Below are 18,218 nucleotides of genomic sequence, written 5' to 3'. Positions count from 1 at the left end.
ATCAGCGCAAATTGCTGACCAGGATCAAAAGGACGAGTTTATTGCAACGCAACAATCACGGCTTGCGGTTGCTCCCCGCCACCATCCGGATTTCAAACAGCCGACATTCGAGCGGGCCGTTGAACAGCGGCGTTTTGCGACTGGGTTTGAGACCGACCAGCTTGGGCAGACGCAGGTCGGCGGTAAAGAAGAAACAGTTCCAGCCGGCCCAGTATTTCTTCAGGGCCGAACCGAGTTGCGGATAGAACTCGGCCAGTTCTTCCTGCTCGCCGATCCGCTCGCCGTAGGGCGGATTGGCGACGAGGATACCGTGCTCGGTGAGCGGCTGGACCTCCAGCACATCGGCGTGATCGACCGTGACCACGCCGCCGAAGCCAGCCTCCTGCAAATTGCGGCGGGTCGCCCGGACGGCCTTTTCATCGCTGTCGTAGCCGCGAATGTCCATCGGCTCTGCCGGCTTGCAGCGCAACTCGGCAGCCCTCCGGATATCGGCCCAATTCAGGGCCTCGAATTTGCCGAGCAGTTCGAAGGCAAAGCCGCGATCCAGGCCGGGCGCCCGGTCGAGCGCCATCTGCACAGCTTCGAGCAGGAAAGTCCCGCTGCCGCACATCGGATCGATCAGCGGCGTACCGGGCTGCCAGCCAGTCAGTTTCAGAATGCCGGCCGCCAGATTTTCCTTCAGCGGCGCATCCACGCTGGCCTTGCGGAAACCGCGCTGCCACAAGGGCTGACCGGAGGTATCGAGGTACAGCGTGCACTCGTTCTCGCTGAGGAAGACATGGACGCTGACATCGGGATTGCGCGTCTCGATATTCGGCCGCTCGCCGAGATCCTCGCGGAAGCGGTCGCAGACGGCGTCCTTGACGCGCAGCGTGACGAAGTCGAGCGACTTGAGCGGACACTTGATCGCCGTCGTCACGACACGCATCGTCCGCGATACGGCAAAGTGATTCGGCCACAACTGGCGGACGGCCAGCCGGTAGATATCCTCTTCCTTGGCGTAAGGCCCCTTGACGATATGCCAGAGGATGCGCGTCGCCAGCCGGGATTCCAGATTGGCCCGATAACAGACCGACCAGTCCCCGGCAAAAAATACGCCGCCGTGCGTCGTGCGCAGTTCGCTGGCGCCAACGCCAGCCAGTTCGGCGAGGAGCAGTTCTTCCAGCCCGCGCGGGCAGATTGCAAAATATTTATTCATCAGAAAGGCTTCAGGACAGCGAGAAAGACCACGGCGAACAAGACGACCACCGGCATTTCGTTATAGAAACGGAACCAGACATGGCTACGGGTATTGCGCCCGGCGCGAAAGGCGTTCAACAGCACGGCGCAATGCACGTGGTAAGCGACAAGCAAGGCGACCAGCGCGGTCTTGGCATGCAGCCAGCCACCGGAAAAACTATAGCCAAACCATAACCACAGGCCAAGCAGCACCGCCAATATGCCGAGCGGCGTCATGAACTTGAACAGTTTGCCGGCCATCAACAGCAGGCGATCGCGCTCAGCCGGACTGTCGGCCGGCACCATGGCCAGATTGACGAAAATTCGCGGCAGGTAGAACAGCCCGGCGAACCAGGCGACAACCAGTGAAATATGAAGCGCTTTCACGACGAGCATGCATTTCTCCTTGAGCGAAGGGCCTCTGCTATCCCGTCGTCGATCGTCGGGTACGCGAAGCTTAATTTGAGTTCTTTCTTGATTCTACGATTGCCGATCCGCCGCGATTCGCGCATGAATGACATCTGCACCGGCGACAAGGTCTTTTCGGCTTGGTCACGGGTGATGCGCGGCGCTCGGGGCAAGGCAAAAGCATCGGCGACCCGGTCGAAATACTCGGCCATGCGCAGAGCGGAATCATCGACCGCATTGTAGGCGCGGTTAGCCCCGCCGCGGCGCAACGCGGCAACGCAAGCGGCGGCCAGATCGTCGGCGTGAATATGATTGGTGAACACGTCATCGGCCGCAACGAGGGCCGGCAGGCCCTTGTGCAGACGCTCGACGGGCAGGCGATCCGCGGCGTAAATGCCGGGCGCCCGCAGGATCGAGACCTGGACGCCAGTCTGCTTGCCCCAGCGGCGCAGGCAACGTTCGGCATCGACCCGCCGGCCGGCCCGCGCGCTTTCCGGATTCAGGCGGCGCGTTTCATCGATCGAGGCCCCGGCGCAATCGCCGTAAACCCCCGTCGTGCTTACGTAAACCAGCCGGCGTGGTAGACTTTTGCTCTTGCCCAAGGCGGCCAGCAGGTTGCGGGTGCGCGTATCCCTCGGCCCTTCGGCCGGCGGTGGTGCCAGATGCAGAACCAGATCGGCCAGGCCGCTCAGACGCTGCAAGCTGGCCCGGTCGTCAAGATCAGCCACCACCGGTTTGGCGCCGGCGTTACGCCACGCGACGGCCCGGCCTGAATCGCGCAACAAGGCGTAGACACGATAGCGGCGGGCAAGGCGGGAGAGAATGCGGCGGGCCACGTCCCCGCTGCCGACAATCAGGATTTTTTGCACGCCGGCATTGTAGCCGACGACCAAGGGGAACCAATGAGCTACCAGATTACTGTCCAGCCCAGCGGACGTCAGTTCGCCGCCGAAGCCGATGAAACGCTGCTCGACGCCGCCTTGCGCCAGGGCCTGACCCTGCCCTACGGCTGCAAGGATGGCGCCTGCGGCGCCTGCAAAGGCAAGGTGCTGGCCGGCAGCGTCGAGCACGGCAAAGCCCAGGAGCATGCGCTGAAAGAGAGCGAAAAGGCCGCCGGTCTGGCGCTCTATTGCTGCGCCACGGCCAAGTCGGATCTGGTCATCGAATGCAAGCAGCTCGGCTCGATCAACGACATTCCGGTCAAGACCCTGCCCTCGCGCATCGAAAAGCTGGAAAAACTGGCGCCGGACGTCATCGAAATGCACCTGCGCCTGCCGGCCAATGAACGCCTGCAATTCTGGGCCGGCCAATACATCGACATCCTGCTCAAGGATGGCAAGAAACGCAGTTTCTCGCTGGCCAACGCGCCGCACGACGACGCCGTGCTGCAACTGCACATCCGCCACGTGGCGGGTGGCCTGTTTACCGAGCAGGTGTTCTCGACGATGAAAGTGCGCGACATCCTGCGCTTCAATGGTCCGCACGGCAGTTTCTACCTGCGCGAAGACTCGTCGAAGCCGATGATCCTGCTGGCCGGCGGCACCGGTTTCGCGCCGATCAAGGCGATTGTCGAACACGCCATCGCCGAGCAGTGCCAACGCCCGATCTACATTTATTGGGGCGCCAAGGCGCGTGTCGATCTTTATCAAAATGCCCTGGCCGAGCAATGGGCCGCCCAACACGCCAACATCACCTACCTGCCGGTGCTTTCCGAACCGGCCGCCAGCGATGCCTGGAGCGGCCGCACCGGCTTCGTGCACCAGGCGGTGCTGGCCGATTTTCCGGACCTCTCCGGCTACCAGGTTTATGCCTGCGGGGCGCCGGTGATGATCGATGTCGCCCGGCGCGACTTCACCACGACGCGGCAGCTGCCGGAAGAGGAATTCTTCGCCGACGCGTTCACCTTCTCGGCCAGCTGATCAACGCTGCCAGGCACAGCCTTTCAGGGTCTGGCCATTGGCCGTCACCGTGGCCGTCCAGCCGAAGACGGCAGTGGCCAGCGCATCGCGACACAAGCTATTGTCCAGACGCAGCGTCAGCTTGTCGGAGGTGAAACTGGCCCGCCCCCCGTCAAGCTTCAAGGGGGTGTAGGGCACGACGACGTCCGGCTGGCCCGGACGTTTCAGGGTGACGCTATCGCCGCCCGCCGCAAGCAGCCAGCCCGGCTCGTTGCCGGCTGCCCGCCAGGCCTCGTCCCGGGTGCCGGGCAACTGGCAGCGCCCTTCGGTCTGCGCCATATTGATCGCCGAGGCTTTCAGGGTATCGCCTTCGACGACGGCCAGCAGCTCGGCATAAAGCTTCTTGCCGGCGGCCAGCCCGACGCTGTTCAAGGCCTTGGTCACTGCCTTGTCGGGTGAGACATCTTCCATGGTGGAGTAACTGCGATCGCGGCACGGCGAGAACACCACCTTGTCGCCGTGCTTGAGCATCATTCCGTAAGCGAATTTCGGTGCGTTGTCGGCCGGTTTGGCCTCCTCGGCCTGAAGACCGATAGCCAGCAAGGTGGCGCTCAAGGCGAACAGCGAATGACGGATCTTCATGGCAGAGGGCACTTCACGGGAAAGACGATCCGCCCATTTTGCCCTGCCTGCCTGCCGAACAGTTTGATGCAGTTAAAAAATAGCGGCAATTACTCGCCCAGATAGGCGGCGCGCACCTTCGGGTCGTTCAACAACTGGGCCGACTCGCCGGTCAGCGTGATTTCGCCGCTTTCCATGACATAGCCCCGCTGGCTGACCTGCAGCGCCAGCTTGGCATTCTGCTCGATGAGCAGCGTCGTCATGCCCTCGGCGGCGACGATCCGGATCACCTCAAAAATCTTCTGCACCATGATCGGCGCGAGGCCCATCGACGGCTCGTCGAGCAGCAGCATTTTCGGCCGGCTCATCAGGGCGCGGCCGATCGCCAGCATCTGTTGCTCGCCACCGGACAAGGTGCCGGCCAGCTGGGCCGCCCGTTCCTTAAGGCGCGGAAAGTAGCCGTAGATTTTATCGAGATCGCCGGCGATGTCCGCCTTGTCGTTGCGCAGGAAGGCGCCCATCGCCAGGTTTTCGACGACGCTCAGGCGCGGAAAGACCCCCCGCCCTTCCGGCACCAGCGCGATGCCTTTGCCGATGATGTGGTGCGGCGCAATGCGGCTGATCTTTTCGCCGCGAAAATGCACGTCGCCGCCAACCGCATCGATCACCCGGGCGATCGCTTTCAGGGTGCTGCTCTTGCCCGCCCCGTTGGCCCCGATCAGGGCGACCATCTCGCCCTCGTTGACGTGGAAGGTAATGCTGCGCACCGCCTGGATGCCGCCGTAGGCGACGTGGAGTCCGGTAACTTCAAGCACCTAGATAAGCCTCAATGACACGTTGATCCTTCTGCACGACGGCCGGCACATCCTCGATGATCAGCGCGCCGTAATCGAGCACGGCGACGCGATCGCACAACCCCATGACCAGTTTGACGTCGTGCTCGATGAGCAGGATGGTCGTGCCGTCGTGGCGAATGCCGTCGATCAGTTCGCGCAGCTCGGCGGTTTCGGTGCCGTTCATGCCGGCGGCCGGCTCGTCGAGACAAAGCAGTTTCGGTTCGGTGGCCAGGGCACGGGCAATTTCCAGCCGGCGCTGGTCGCCGTAGGACAGATTCTTGGCCAGGTCGTCGGCCCGCTCCTCGATGCGCACGTAGTGCAGCAGGTCGATGGCGCGCTGGCGGATCGCCGCTTCTTCGGCCCGGGTCGCCGCATTCTGCAGCATCGCACCGAGCACGCCGGCCCGGGTCCGGACATGGCGACCGACCATGACATTCTCCAGCGCCGTCATGTTGGCAAACAGGCGGATGTTCTGGAAAGTCCGGGCAATGCCGCGCTCAGCCGCCTGATGCGGCGCATCGGCAAGCAGCGGCGCCCCGGCGAAGGTAAAACCGCCGCCGTCCGGTATGTAGAGGCCGGTCATGCAGTTGAAGAAGGTGGTCTTGCCAGCGCCGTTCGGGCCGATCAGGCCGTAGATTTCGCCCTGGCGGATGCTCAGCGAGACATCGCGCAAGGCTTTGACGCCGCCGAAATGTTTGGCGACGGCCTTGGCTTCAAGCAATACCTCGGCCATCAGGCATCCCCCTGCAGTTCGCGCTTGCGCTCGGGCGACGGCCACAGGCCGGCCGGCTTGAAGCGCATAACGAGGACCAGCGCCAGGCCGAAAATCAGCATGCGCAGGCTTTCCGGATCGACCAGCATCTTGCCGAAGAGGGCCATCTGGATCGGCCCGACGCCGTAGCGCAAGGCCTCCGGCAGGATGCTGAGCAACACCGCGCCGAGAATGACGCCGGGAATGTGCCCCATGCCGCCGAGCACGACCATCGCCAGAATCATGATCGACTCGATCAGCGAAAAGCTTTCCGGCGAGACGAAACCCTGCATCGCCGAGAAGATGCCGCCGGCCACCCCGCCGAAGCTCGCCCCCATGGCGAAGGCCAGCAACTTGATATTGCGGGTGTTGATGCCGATCGCCTTGGCGGCGATCTCGTCCTCGCGGATCGCCTGCCAGGCCCGGCCGATGCGGGAATTTTGCAGGCGCAGGTTGATGAGGATGACGAGAATGGCCAGGACGACCAGCAGGTAGTAGTACTTCTGCGGGCCACTCAGCGAAACGCCGAGAATCTGCGTTGAACTCGAGAACTTGAAACCACCAATGGCCACCGGATCGATCAGCGTTATGCCCTGGGCGCCGTTGGTCACATTGATCGGCGCATTCAGGTTGTTGAGGAAGATACGGACGATCTCGCCAAAACCCAGCGTGACGATGGCCAGATAATCGCCGCGCAGTTTCAGCGTCGGCGAGCCAAGCAGTACGCCGAAGAAACAGGCAACCATCGCACCGATCGGCAGAATGACCCAGAACGGCCAGTGCAGGCCGAAATGCGGACTGGCCAGCAGGGCATAGACGTAAGCGCCGACGGCGTAGAAGGCGATATAGCCAAGATCAAGCAAGCCGGCAAAACCGACGACGATATTCAGGCCGAGCGCCAGAAACACATAGAGGATGGCGAAATTGAGAATGCGCACCCAGGCCTGGCCGCCCATCGCGGCGACAAACGGCAGGGCGATCAGGGCGGCGGCGATCAGCGCGATGCCGAAGGCCGAACGGGGATTGAGCCACTTTTTCATGCGCGATCTCCCGTCTTCTCGCCGAACAGGCCGGAAGGCCGGAACATCAGCACGCCGATCAGCACGATGAAGGCGAAGATGTCCTGGTAGTGGCTGCCGAGGAAGCCGCCGGTCAGGTCGCCGATATAACCGGCGCCCAGCGCCTCGATCAGGCCGAGCAGGATGCCGCCGGCCATCGCCCCGCCGAGATTGCCGATACCGCCCAGCACCGCTGCGGTAAAGGCTTTCAGGCCGAGCATGAAGCCCATCTGGTAATGGGCGATTTCGTAGTAGGAGCCGACCATCACGCCGGCCACCGCGCCGAGCGCCGAACCGATGATGAAGGCGGCGGCGATGACGCGGTTGATATTGACCCCCATCAGGCTGGCCACCGCCGGGTTCTGCGCCGTCGCGCGCATCGCCATGCCGAGCTTGGTGCGATAGACGAGGAGCAGCAGACCGCCCATGGTCGCGGCCGAGACCAGCACGATGACGATCTGGACCGCGGTGAAGTTGGCCCCGGCGAACTCGTAATCGATTTTCGGCAGGAAGGCGGGAAAAGTCATGTAATTACGCCCCCAGACGATCATCGCCAGATTCTGCAGGACGATCGACATGCCGATGGCCGTGATCAGCGGCGTCAGACGCGGCGCGCCGCGCAACGGGCGATAGGCGATGCGTTCCAGCCCCCAGCCGAGCGCGATGCAGACCAGCACCGAAACGCTGACGCCGGCCAGGCCGGCCAGCGCCACCGGCATGCCGGCCTTGATCAGGGTGCCAGTCACCGTAATGGTGACCAGCGTGCCGATCATCACCACTTCGCCATGCGCGAAATTGATCAGGCCCATGATCCCGTACACCATCGTGTAGCCGAGCGCGACCAGAGCATAGATGCTGCCCTGGACGAGTCCGTTGATGATCTGCTGAAGGAAAATATCCATATTGTGTAAGTCGACCGCAGCATATGGAAACGGCACCTTGCGGTGCCGTTTCCTTTAGCCTGTTTGGGCTTTACTTCTTCTCGACTGCTGACTTAGTGGCTTCCGCCGCGCTCTTCACCGCCTCGGCCCCGGCCTTGACGGCATTGGCCCCGGCTGTGGTGGCCGCGCCGGCTACCGCCTGGGCGGCTTCCTTGACTTCGGCAACCGCCTCCTTGACTTCCGCCTTGGCGGAATCAACCGGACCGCCACCACCCAGCGTTTCGACGTATTCCAGCTTGCCACCCTTGTACTGGTAGACGGAAATTGCGCCGCCCTTGAGGTCGCCGAACTGGTCGAACTCGATCAGCGCAGTCACGCCGTCGTACTTGGTCTTGCCGATTTCCGGCAGATATTTGGCGGGCTCGACGGAGTTGGCGCGCTTCATGGAATCGGCCACGACCATCACCGCATCGTAGACATAGGGCGAATAGAGCTGGATTTCGGCACCGAACTTCTTGCCGAACTTATCCTTGAACTCCGGCCCCTTGGCCAGTTTTTCCAACGGCATGCCGGGCAGGGAACAATATTGCCCCTCGCTGGCCGGGCCGCCCAGTTTCATGAATTCCGGCGTACAGACGCCGTCGCCGCCGAGGAACTTGGCCTTGATGCCGAGTTCCTTCATCTGCTTGGCCATCGGGCCGCCCTGGGCATCCATGCCGCCGAAGAAGACGAGTTCGGCCTTCTTCGACTTGATCTTGGTCAGGATGGCCTTGAAGTCGGTGGCCTTGTCGTTGGTGTATTCGGTAGCGACCACCTTCAGACCGGACGCCTCGGCGGCCTTCTTGAACTCGTCGGCCAGCCCCTGGCCGTAGGCGGTACGGTCGTCGACGATGGCTACGCTCTTGACCCCCTGCTTGGCGGCAAACTCGCCAAGTGCCTTGCCTTGTTGCACATCGTTGGCCATCACCCGGAAGGCCGTGGCGAAGCCCTGCTGGGTATATTTCGGATTGGTCGCCGAACCCGAAACCTGCGGGATGCCGGCATCGGCGTACAACTTGGAGGCCGGAATGGTCGTCCCGGAATTGAGGTGACCGATCACCCCGTTAACCTTGGCATCAACCAGCTTCTGGGCGACGATCGAACCCTGTTTCGGGTCGGCCTGATCGTCTTCCGCCACCAATTCGAACTTGACCTTGGCCCCACCGATTTCCAGACCCTGGGCGTTCAATTCCTCAACGGCCAGCAAAGCGCCATATTCGTTGTCCTTGCCCAGGTGAGCTTGCGGGCCGGTCATCGGTGCCACATGCCCCAGTTTGACCACGACTTCCGGCTTCGCTGCCGGAGCGGCCGGCGTGATCGGCGCGGCGACCGGTTTCGGTTCTTCCTTCTGACCGCAAGCGGATAACGCAAAAGCCGTGATGACGGAGAGTGCAACTACGGAAAGCTTGGCGTGCATCGGTATTCTCCTGAACTCTGGTGGGTGAAAAGGGTTCATACGATTGTGCGGAGCCTCAGAATACATGTCAATAACAAGGTGCTACTATAAATGCAGCAATAATTCCAAATGAGAGGAGCCGATGTCGACTTATTCCCGTCTGCGCAATCTCGTCCATCAGGCTGCCCGCAAGCTGTTCGCCCTGCTGCCGAAGGGAAAGCGGCATACCATCTATCGCTCCTTCGTCGACTGCGATCCGGAACCCAACCAGCGCTTGGTCCTGAAGATTGCCGAAACGCGCGAAGAGCTTGAAGCCTGCTTCAAGCTGCTGCATGACGCCTATGTCAGCAGCGGCTTCATGACCCCCGATCCGTCCGGCATGCGCGTCACCATTTACCACGCCCTGCCGACGACGACGACCCTCTGCGCCAAATACAATGATCAGGTCGTCGGCACGCTGTCGCTGATCCGCGAAAGCGCCATCGGTTTTCCGCTGCAGCGCATCTTCGATCTGACCAATGTGCGCAAAAAGGAAGGGAATATCGCCGAGGTCTCGGCGCTCGCCGTACACCCGCGCTTTCGCCGGACCGGCGGAACGATCCTGTTTCCGCTGATGAAGTTCATGTACGAGTACTGCACGACGTTTTTCGACACCCGTCATCTGGTCATCGCGGTCAACCCGCGCCACATCGAGATGTACGAGTCGCTGCTCTTCTTTCGCCGGCTGACCAGCACGGTCGTCGAGAACTATGACTTCGTCAATGGCGCCCCCGCCGTCGGCGCCACGCTCGACCTCAAACACGCGCCGGATATCCTGCGCGAGGCTTACGCCAACAAACCGTTGCGCCGGAATCTCTATCATTATTTCCTGGAAACGACGCTGCCCAACATCCAGATTCCGCACCGGCGGTTCTTCACCACCAACGATCCGGTGCTGACCCCCGACCTGATCGACTACTTCTTCAACCAGCGGACCACGGTCTTTGCCGAGTTGAGCGACCGCAAGAAGACCCTGCTGCATCTGATCTACGATCTGCCCGAGTATCGCAAGGTCCTGCCGCCGCTGCCCGACAAGCAGGCTGACAGCAAGATCCGCCGGCACCAGCGCTTTTCCGTCAAATGCCCGGCCCAACTGCTCAGCCAGGGCGACGAGAAGGCCATCCCGATCGAAATCAGCGAAGTCTCCCGCTACGGCTTCCGCGCCCGAACCAGCCGCAAAATCCCGGGCGAAGTCTGGCTGACCGCGGTGATCCAGCTTGGTGCCCAGGAGGTCTCGCGGCTCACCGTCCAGGTGGTCCAGGGTACCGATCAGGACGACAAGCACTACAGCGGTTTTCGCATCGGCGAACCGGATCTGGTCTGGAGAAAATTCGTCACCGCGCTCTATCAAGGGCATACTCATTCCGATCTCGACCAAGCCACCCGTTTCCTCTCGTGACCCAGACAACACTCCCCGACGCACTATCCCTCGCGCTTAGCGAACATTTTCAACAACGTTTTTCGCGTGGCGAGTCGACCCGACTGCAGCATGGTCGCGACGAATCGGTGCATCACCCGCAGGCACCGGACGGCGTCGTCATGGCGGAAAGCACCGACGAAGTCGTACTGACCCTGAAGCTGTGCGCCGCACACGGCGTACCGGTAATCCCCTACGGCGTCGGCAGCTCGGTCGAAGGCCACGTCCTGGCACCGCAGGGCGGCATTTCGCTCGACCTTTCGAGCATGAACCAGGTTCTCGCCATCCATGCCGAAGACGGCGATGCAACGGTCCAGGCCGGCGTCACCCGCAAGCAGTTGAACGATGCACTGAAAGGCAGCGGCCTGTTCTTCCCGATCGACCCCGGTGCCGATGCGACGCTCGGCGGCATGGCGGCGACCCGCGCCTCCGGCACCAATGCCGTACGCTACGGCACGATGCGCGACAACGTGATGGCGACCACCACAGTGCTGGCCGATGGCCGGGTGATGCAGACCGGCGGCCGCGCCCGCAAGTCGTCGGCCGGCTACGACCTGACCCGCCTGCTGGTCGGCTCGGAAGGCACGCTGGGCATCATGACCGAACTGACCGTCAAGCTCTACCCGATCCCGGAAGCCATATCGGCTGCCGTGTGCACCTTTCCCGATATCGATTCGGCCGTCCAGACGGTCATCCAGACCATCCAGCTCGGCATCCCGGTGGCCCGCATCGAACTGCTCGATGCGCTGTCGCTGAAGGCCATCAACCTGTTCAGCAAGACCACGTTGAGCGAAGCGCCGACCCTGTTTTTCGAATTCCACGGCAGTCCGGCCTCGGTCGCCGAACAGGCGGAAACCGTGCAGGCCATTGCCGACGAACTGGGCGGCGCCAACTTCGCCTGGGCAACCCACCCGGAAGACCGCAGCCGCCTCTGGCAGGCCCGCCACGACGCCTATTTCGCCTGCCTGCAACTGAAGCCCGGCTGTCGTTGCTTTCCGACCGATGTCTGCGTACCAATCTCCCGCCTCGCCGAATGCATTGCCGCGACCAACGAGGACATTGCCCAGGTCGGCATTCCAATTGCGCTGTTCGGCCATGTCGGCGACGGCAATTTCCATCTCGTCGTGCTGGTCGATACCGGCAACGACAAGGAAATGGCCGAGGCCGCCTGGATCAGCCAGCGCGTCGTCGAACGCGCCATCGCCATGGAAGGCACGTGCACCGGAGAACATGGCATCGGCCTCGGCAAACGCAAATACCTGCCACTGGAGCATGGCGAAGTGGCGGTCGACGTGATGCGGGCGATCAAACAGGCGCTCGACCCAAAAAACCTGATGAATCCGGGGAAAATACTGCCGCCGCAAGCATGAGGCACCCGGACCAGCATTTACAATGCGCGCCAACCCTGTAACTCGAGCCTCATGCCATCCCTCAGCCTGAAACTGAAGCTCACGCTCGGCGCCATCACCATTGCCTTGCTGCTGCTCCTCGTCCAGTCTTTCGGGCAGTTCTATGCGCTGCGGGGCGACCTCGCGGCCCGCATCGAAACCGGGCAGTTCGAGCTTCTTTCCGAACTGGCCGGCCACCTCGACGACAAGCTCGAAGAACGGCTGATCGTCCTCGCCCACTCGACCAGTTCGCTGCCGCTCGACAAGCTGGACGACCTCGCAGCGCTGGAACGCCACCTGCAGAGCAAATCGGCCCTGCTGACGCTGTTCGACGACCTCTATATTTTTGACGCGAACGGCAGGTTGCTGATCGACTGGCCGATGAAGGCGGGCCGCCGCGGACTCGACATGTCGGGCCGGGATTACATCGAAAACGTCCGCAAGACGCTGAAGCCGACAATCTCGCAACCGGTCCTCGGCCGGGCCACGAAACAGCCCATCGTCGTCCTTGCCGCGCCGGTTCTCAATGCGCGAGGCGAACTCGTCGCCATCGTCGGCGGGGTGCTCAACCTCTACAAGCCAAACCTGATCGGCATGCTCGGTGCGCGCAAGATCGGCGAGCAGGGCTATTTCTATCTGGTCTCCAACGAAGGCCTGATGATCGCCCACCCGAATCGCGAGCGGATCATGCAGCCGGTCCCGGATGCCCGGACCAACCCGGCCCTCGCCCGCGCACTGGCCGGCTTCGAAGGCACCATCGAGGGCGTGAACAGCGACGGCCTGGATGGCTTGTTTACCTTCAAGCGCCTGCAATCGACCGGCTGGATACTGGCTTCGGTCGTCACCATCGACGAAGCCTTCCGGCCGATCGCCAGCATCCAGCGCAACATGGCGCTGATCACCGCGACCCTGATGCTGATCATCGTCCCGCTGCTCTGGGCCTTCTCGCACCGCCTCGTTCGCCCACTCGGGCAGCTCGCCCGGGCGATGCGCGCCCGGGCCGCCAGCATGCAGCCTGGGCAGCCGGCCTTGCCGGTGGCCGAAACCGGGAGCAGCGAAATCCGTACCGTCGGCGCCGCCTTCAACGAATTTCTCGCCGCCCGCAACGACGCCGAACTGGCGCTCGCCGTCAGCGAACAGCAGCGTTCGCGGATCATGGCCAGTCTGGCCGAAGCCAAGGAGGCAGCGGAAACAGCCAACCGGGCCAAGAGCGAGTTCCTGGCCAACATGAGTCACGAAATCCGGACGCCGATGAACGGCGTCATCGGCATGATCGAACTGGCGCGCATGAACCCGCTCGATGCCGAAACGCAGGAATACCTGCGGATTGCCCAGCACTCGGCGGAAAGCCTGCTGGCCATCCTCAACGACATCCTCGATGTCTCGAAAATCGAGGCCGGCAAGCTGCATATCGAACAGACACCTTTTGAATTGCGCACGCTGGTCACCGAAGTGCTTCGCCTGATGGCGCCACTGATCAACGAAAAAGGCCTGAGCCAGCAGCTCACCTGGCCCGCCGAGCTGCCGGAAAGACTGATCGGCGACCCGCTGCGCATCCGTCAGGTGCTGCTCAACCTGATCGGTAACGCCATCAAGTTCACGACGCAAGGCAGCATTACCGTGGACGTCAGCTTTGCCGCCAAAACGGCGAGCGGACTGACTCTGACCGTCGCCATCGCGGATACCGGCATCGGCATTGCCGCCGACCGCCTGGAAACCATTTTCGACGCCTTCGCCCAGGCCGACGGCTCGACCACCCGCAACTACGGCGGCACCGGCCTCGGCCTGACCATCTCCAGCCAGTTGGTCGAGCTGATGGGCGGGCGAATTACCGCACAAAGCCGGGCCGGCGTCGGCAGCACCTTCAGCTTTACGCTACCGCTCGGCATCGCCGAATAAATCCGCTTGCCGGAACGTTTTCCGGCCGCGACAATCCGACCTCCAGGTTGCACACCGCCAACACCCCCGGCGAGGTGCCATTCAACAGCGCCCACAAGGCGTCATAAAGGAGACAAAAATGAGCAACATGGCTCAGCCGGCGCCACTCGCCGACCCGTCCGCTGTGCTGGACGAGAAATACACCCGCAGCTCCGGCCGCGTCTTTCTGACCGGCACCCAGGCCCTGATCCGGCTGCCGATGCTGCAGCGCGAACGCGATCTGGCAGCCGGCCTGAATACCGCCGGCTTCATCTCCGGTTATCGCGGCAGCCCGCTCGGCAATCTCGATCTCGGCCTGTGGAAAGCCAAGCAGCATCTCGCCGCCCACCACATCACCTTCCAGCCCGGCATCAACGAGGATCTTGCCGCCACCGCCGTCTGGGGCAGCCAGCAGGTCGGCCTGTTTCCCGACGCCCGCTACGAAGGCGTCTTCGCCATGTGGTACGGCAAGGGGCCGGGCGTCGACCGCAGCGGCGACGTCTTCCGCCACGCCAACGCCGCCGGTACGGCGCCGCATGGCGGCGTCCTGGTCATTGCCGGCGACGACCATGCCGCCAAGTCATCGACGCTGCCGCACCAGACCGAACACATCTTCAAGGCGGTGCTGATGCCGGTGCTCTACCCGGCCAACGTCCAGGAATACCTCGATTACGGCCTGCACGGCTGGGCGATGAGCCGCTACTCCGGCTGCTGGGTGGCCTTCAAGGCACTGGCCGACACCGTCGAGACATCGGCTTCGGTGCTGATCGATCCGGCGGCGCTGGAAATCGTCTTGCCGACCGATTTCGCGTTGCCGCCCGACGGCCTCAACATCCGCTGGCCCGATCCGCCGCTGGTCCAGGAAGCCCGCCTGCTCAACCACAAGCTCTACGCCGCCCTGGCTTATGCCCGGGCCAACAAGCTGAACCGGGTGATCATCGATTCGCCCAATCCGCGCCTCGGCATTCTGACCGCCGGCAAGAGCTATCTCGACGTCCGCCAGGCGCTCGACGAACTCGGCATCGACGAGGCGCTGGCCGCTGAGATCGGCATCCGGCTGTTCAAGGTTGGCATGGTCTGGCCGCTCGAGCCGGAAGGCGTGCGGCACTTTGCCGAAGGTCTGGAAGAAATTCTCGTCGTCGAGGAAAAACGCCAGTTGCTCGAATACCAGCTCAAGGAAGAGCTGTACAACTGGAAAGACGACGTCCGGCCGCGCATCGTCGGCAAGTTCGACGAAAAAGGCGAATGGTCGCTGCCGCACGGCGACTGGCTGCTGCCGGCGACCGGCGAACTGCCGGTGGCCAGCATCGCCCGGGTGATCGCCGAACGGATCGGCCGCTTCTTCACCTCGCCGACCATCGCCGCCCGCCTGCAGGTCATCGAAGCCAAGCAGAAGGCGGCACAGATGCCGCTCATTCTCGCCGAGCGCAAGCCGCATTTCTGCTCAGGCTGCCCGCACAACAGTTCGACCCGCCTGCCGGAAGGCTCGCGCGCCGTCGCCGGCATCGGCTGCCACTACATGGTGACGTGGATGGACCGCAACACCTCGACCTTCACCCACATGGGCGGCGAAGGCGTGCCCTGGGTCGGCCAGGCGCCGTTCACCACCGAAAAGCATATCTTCGCCAACCTCGGCGACGGCACCTATTTCCACTCCGGCCTGCTCGCCATCCGCCAGGCGATCGCCGCCAAGGTCGCCATCACCTACAAAATTCTCTACAACGACGCCGTGGCGATGACCGGCGGCCAACCGGTCGACGGCGTACTGAGCATCGCCCGGATGACGCGTCAGCTCGAAGCCGAAGGCGTCGCGAAGATGGTCATCGTCACCAACGAGCCGGACAAGTATGCCGAAGTCACCGACCTCGCGCCGCATGTCCCGATCCGCCACCGCGACGAGCTCGATCTGGTGCAGCGTGAATTGCGCGAGGAGCCGGGCGTCACTGTCCTGATCTACGACCAGCTGTGTGCCACCGAATCGCGCCGGCGCAAAAAACGCGGCAAATTGCCACCGACCAGCCGCCGCGTCTTCATCAACGAAGCCGTCTGCGAAGGCTGCGGCGACTGCTCGGTGCAATCCAACTGCCTCTCCGTGGTACCGCTCGAAACGCCCTTCGGCACCAAGCGGCAGATCGACCAGTCGGCCTGCAATCAGGACTTCTCGTGCCTCAAGGGCTTTTGCCCGAGCTTCGTCACCGTCGAAGGCGGCCGGCTGAAAAAAGGCAATGCAGCCCGCCCGGCCGGCGGTCTCGATGTTGCGGCGGCGCCCGGCAGCGCGTTGTGGCCGGCCTTGCCCGAGCCGCAACTGCCGGACACCGCCCGGCCCTACAACCTGCTGATCACCGGCGTTGGCGGCATGGGCGTCATCACGCTCGGCGCCTTGATCGGCATGGCCGCCCACCTCGACGGCAAGGGCATTTCCACCCTCGACATGACCGGGCTGGCGCAGAAATACGGCGCCGTCTTCTCGCACCTGCGCATTGCCGACCGGCCGGAAGACATCCACGCCGCGCGGATCGCCACCGGCGAAGCGCATGCCTTGCTCGGCGGCGACCTGGTGGTCAGCGCCGGCGCCGAAGCCCTGGCGAAAATGCTCGAAGGGCGGACCCGCGCCGTCGTCAGCTGCACCGCAACGCCGACCGCCGACTTTACGCGCAACCGCGACTGGCACTTCCCGCGCGGCGGCATGGAGCAAAGCCTGATCGACACGCTGGGGCGCGACCATGTCGAATTTCTCGACACCCAGCACCTCGCCACCCAGCTGATGGGCGATGCCCTCTACGCCAACATGCTGCTCCTCGGTTACGCCTGGCAAAAGGGGCTGGTCCCGGTTTCCGCCGCGGCGCTCGAGCGCGCCATCGAATTGAACGGAACCGCCGTCACGGCCAACCGACAGGCCTTCGCCTGGGGCCGGCGGGCAGCGGTCGAGCCCGAAAAGGTGGCGGAAATCGCCGGGCCGCTGGCCGGCGCCCGGCCGCCCGAAAGCACGCTGGACGAACTGATCGCCAGCCGGACCGCGCACCTGACGGCCTATCAGGATGCCGCCCTGGCCGAGCGCTACCTGGCTCGCCTGAGCCAGGTCCGCGCTCTCGGCGACGAGGCGCTGAGCCGGGCCGTCGCCATCCAGTACGCCCGCCTGCTCGCCCCCAAGGACGAATACGAGGTGGCCCGGCTGTATGCCGAAACCGATTTCCTCGGCCGCCTCGGCGAGCGCTTCGACGGCGACGTTCGCCTGGTCTTCCATCTCGCCCCGACGTGGCTGGCCAAGCCCGGGCCGGACGGGCGGCCGAAGAAAGTAAGCATCGGCCCGTGGCTGCTCGGCGCCCTGAAATGGCTGGCCAAAGCGCGGTCGATCCGCGGCAGCTGGCTCGATCCGTTCCGTTTCACCCCGGAAAAAGCCGTCGACCGGCAACTGCTGGCCGAATACGAAGCCGATCTCGACCTGATCATCGGCCACCCCGGACCGCTGCCAAAGGCGATCGATCTGGCCAGCTGGCCGGCCGAGGTCCGCGGCTTTGGCCCGGTCCGCAGCCAGGCGGCAGCACAGGCCGGCGCAGCAAGGGAATCGGCAAGGGCCGCACTGGTGGCATAATCGCGGCATGTCCGCGACCCCCACTCGACAGCTGGCCCTGCAAGGGGCGGCTGTCATTCTTGTTTTATCCCTCGCCTGGCCCTATTTCGGCTGGACGGCCCAGGCCATGCCGTGGCTGGAAACCAGCCTGGCCATCGGCGGCGTCGCCCTGCTGTTCGCCACGCTGTCCCGCCAACCGTGGTGGTGGCGCCTGATTCACCTCACCTTCATGCCGCTGGTCTGGGCAACCAACACGCTGGCCATCGACCCCAGCTGGTTCCTGCTCGCCTTCGTGCTGCTCCTTCTCGTCTATCGCGGCGCCCTGTCCGGGCAAGTCCCGCTCTACCTGTCGAACAAGGCAACCGTCGCCGAACTCGCCAAACTGCTCGGCGAACGCGGCCCGTCGCGCTTTCTCGACCTCGGGGCCGGTGTCGGCAGCACCACGGTGCCCCTCGCCGACCTGCTGCCGGACAGCCATTTCACCGGTTACGAGAACGCCCCGCTGACCTGGCTGGTCGGCCGTCTGCTCAGTCTCGGCCGGCCGAACATCCGCTGGCGCTGGGACGATCTCTGGCAGGCGCCGCTCGGCGAATTCGACGTCGTCTATGCCTTCCTCTCGCCGGTCCCGATGCCCGCGCTATGGCAGAAGGCGAAGGCCGAAATGCAGCCGGGCAGCCTGTTCATCAGCAACTCTTTCCCGGTACCCGGCGAGGTTCCGAGTCAGGTCATCGAGGTCGACTGCACGCCGCCCAGGCCGCTGTACTGCTACCAGATCTGAGC

The 18,218-nt window shown here is 63.6% G+C and carries 15 protein-coding genes; 6 read left to right on the top strand and 9 right to left on the bottom strand.

Going from position 1 to position 18,218, the window contains the following annotated elements; translation table 11 throughout:
* Positions 1-55: 55 nt before the first annotated feature.
* From KI611_RS01675 to KI611_RS01665, 3 genes are read right to left on the bottom strand one after another with little or no spacing between them, the layout of a single operon-like run.
* Positions 56-1,201 carry a THUMP domain-containing class I SAM-dependent RNA methyltransferase gene (locus KI611_RS01675; RefSeq protein WP_226419861.1) on the bottom strand — a complete coding sequence of 382 codons (1,146 nt, stop codon included), beginning with the start codon at positions 1,199-1,201 and terminating at the stop codon, positions 56-58.
* A complete protein-coding gene (locus KI611_RS01670) occupies positions 1,198-1,614 on the bottom strand; it encodes a CopD family protein (RefSeq protein ID WP_226418107.1) in 417 nt (138 codons plus the stop codon). Before KI611_RS01670 ends, KI611_RS01675 begins: the two co-directional genes overlap by 4 nt.
* A complete protein-coding gene (locus tag KI611_RS01665) occupies positions 1,602-2,495 on the bottom strand; it encodes an NAD-dependent epimerase/dehydratase family protein (protein ID WP_226418106.1) in 894 nt (297 codons plus the stop codon). The genes KI611_RS01670 and KI611_RS01665 overlap by 13 nt, the downstream gene beginning before the upstream one ends.
* A 33-nt stretch (positions 2,496-2,528) precedes the next feature.
* Here KI611_RS01665 and KI611_RS01660 point away from each other — a divergent pair, with 33 nt between their 5' ends.
* The gene (locus KI611_RS01660; RefSeq protein ID WP_226418105.1) at positions 2,529-3,545 is read left to right on the top strand and encodes a CDP-6-deoxy-delta-3,4-glucoseen reductase; all 1,017 of its coding nucleotides are present in this window, start codon (positions 2,529-2,531) and stop codon (positions 3,543-3,545) included.
* Here KI611_RS01660 and KI611_RS01655 read toward each other — a convergent pair whose 3' ends face one another.
* The 6 genes from KI611_RS01655 to KI611_RS01630 all read right to left on the bottom strand — a co-directional run bounded on the left by KI611_RS01655 (position 3,546) and on the right by KI611_RS01630 (position 9,127).
* Positions 3,546-4,166 carry a COG3650 family protein gene (locus KI611_RS01655; protein WP_226418104.1) on the bottom strand — a complete coding sequence of 207 codons (621 nt, stop codon included), beginning with the start codon at positions 4,164-4,166 and terminating at the stop codon, positions 3,546-3,548.
* A gap of 89 nt (positions 4,167-4,255) precedes the next feature.
* Positions 4,256-4,960: an ABC transporter ATP-binding protein gene (locus KI611_RS01650; protein ID WP_226418103.1), complete on the bottom strand. Its 705-nt coding sequence runs from the start codon at positions 4,958-4,960 to the stop codon at positions 4,256-4,258.
* The gene (locus KI611_RS01645) at positions 4,953-5,714 is read right to left on the bottom strand and encodes an ABC transporter ATP-binding protein (protein WP_226418102.1); all 762 of its coding nucleotides are present in this window, start codon (positions 5,712-5,714) and stop codon (positions 4,953-4,955) included. The genes KI611_RS01650 and KI611_RS01645 overlap by 8 nt, the downstream gene beginning before the upstream one ends.
* Positions 5,714-6,772: an ABC transporter permease subunit gene (locus KI611_RS01640; RefSeq protein WP_226418101.1), complete on the bottom strand. Its 1,059-nt coding sequence runs from the start codon at positions 6,770-6,772 to the stop codon at positions 5,714-5,716. The genes KI611_RS01645 and KI611_RS01640 overlap by 1 nt, the downstream gene beginning before the upstream one ends.
* Positions 6,769-7,692, bottom strand: a complete 924-nt coding sequence (locus KI611_RS01635; RefSeq protein WP_226418100.1) for a branched-chain amino acid ABC transporter permease — start codon at positions 7,690-7,692, stop codon at positions 6,769-6,771. Before KI611_RS01635 ends, KI611_RS01640 begins: the two co-directional genes overlap by 4 nt.
* Positions 7,693-7,762: 70 nt before the next feature.
* Positions 7,763-9,127 (bottom strand): branched-chain amino acid ABC transporter substrate-binding protein, encoded by a 1,365-nt coding sequence (locus KI611_RS01630; protein ID WP_226418099.1) that lies wholly within the window; start codon positions 9,125-9,127, stop codon positions 7,763-7,765.
* Positions 9,128-9,248: 121 nt separating this feature from the next.
* Here KI611_RS01630 and KI611_RS01625 point away from each other — a divergent pair, with 121 nt between their 5' ends.
* The 5 genes from KI611_RS01625 (at position 9,249) to KI611_RS01605 (ending at position 18,216) form a co-directional block, all read left to right on the top strand.
* Positions 9,249-10,544, top strand: coding sequence for a GNAT family N-acetyltransferase (locus KI611_RS01625; protein WP_226418098.1), 1,296 nt, complete (start codon positions 9,249-9,251; stop codon positions 10,542-10,544).
* Positions 10,541-11,932: an FAD-binding oxidoreductase gene (locus KI611_RS01620; protein WP_226418097.1), complete on the top strand. Its 1,392-nt coding sequence runs from the start codon at positions 10,541-10,543 to the stop codon at positions 11,930-11,932. The genes KI611_RS01625 and KI611_RS01620 overlap by 4 nt, the downstream gene beginning before the upstream one ends.
* Positions 11,933-11,983: 51 nt before the next feature.
* The gene (locus KI611_RS01615) at positions 11,984-13,849 is read left to right on the top strand and encodes a hybrid sensor histidine kinase/response regulator (protein ID WP_226418096.1); all 1,866 of its coding nucleotides are present in this window, start codon (positions 11,984-11,986) and stop codon (positions 13,847-13,849) included.
* 118 nt (positions 13,850-13,967) lie between these two features.
* Positions 13,968-17,459, top strand: coding sequence for an indolepyruvate ferredoxin oxidoreductase family protein (locus KI611_RS01610; protein ID WP_226418095.1), 3,492 nt, complete (start codon positions 13,968-13,970; stop codon positions 17,457-17,459).
* A gap of 7 nt (positions 17,460-17,466) precedes the next feature.
* Positions 17,467-18,216 (top strand): class I SAM-dependent methyltransferase, encoded by a 750-nt coding sequence (locus KI611_RS01605; RefSeq protein WP_226418094.1) that lies wholly within the window; start codon positions 17,467-17,469, stop codon positions 18,214-18,216.
* The last annotated feature ends 2 nt before the right edge of the window (positions 18,217-18,218 follow it).

It is taken from the genome of Dechloromonas denitrificans (genome assembly GCF_020510685.1).
GTDB classification, from domain to species: Bacteria; Pseudomonadota; Gammaproteobacteria; order Burkholderiales; family Rhodocyclaceae; genus Azonexus; species Azonexus denitrificans_A.
This window is presented reverse-complemented; position numbering and strand designations above follow the sequence as displayed.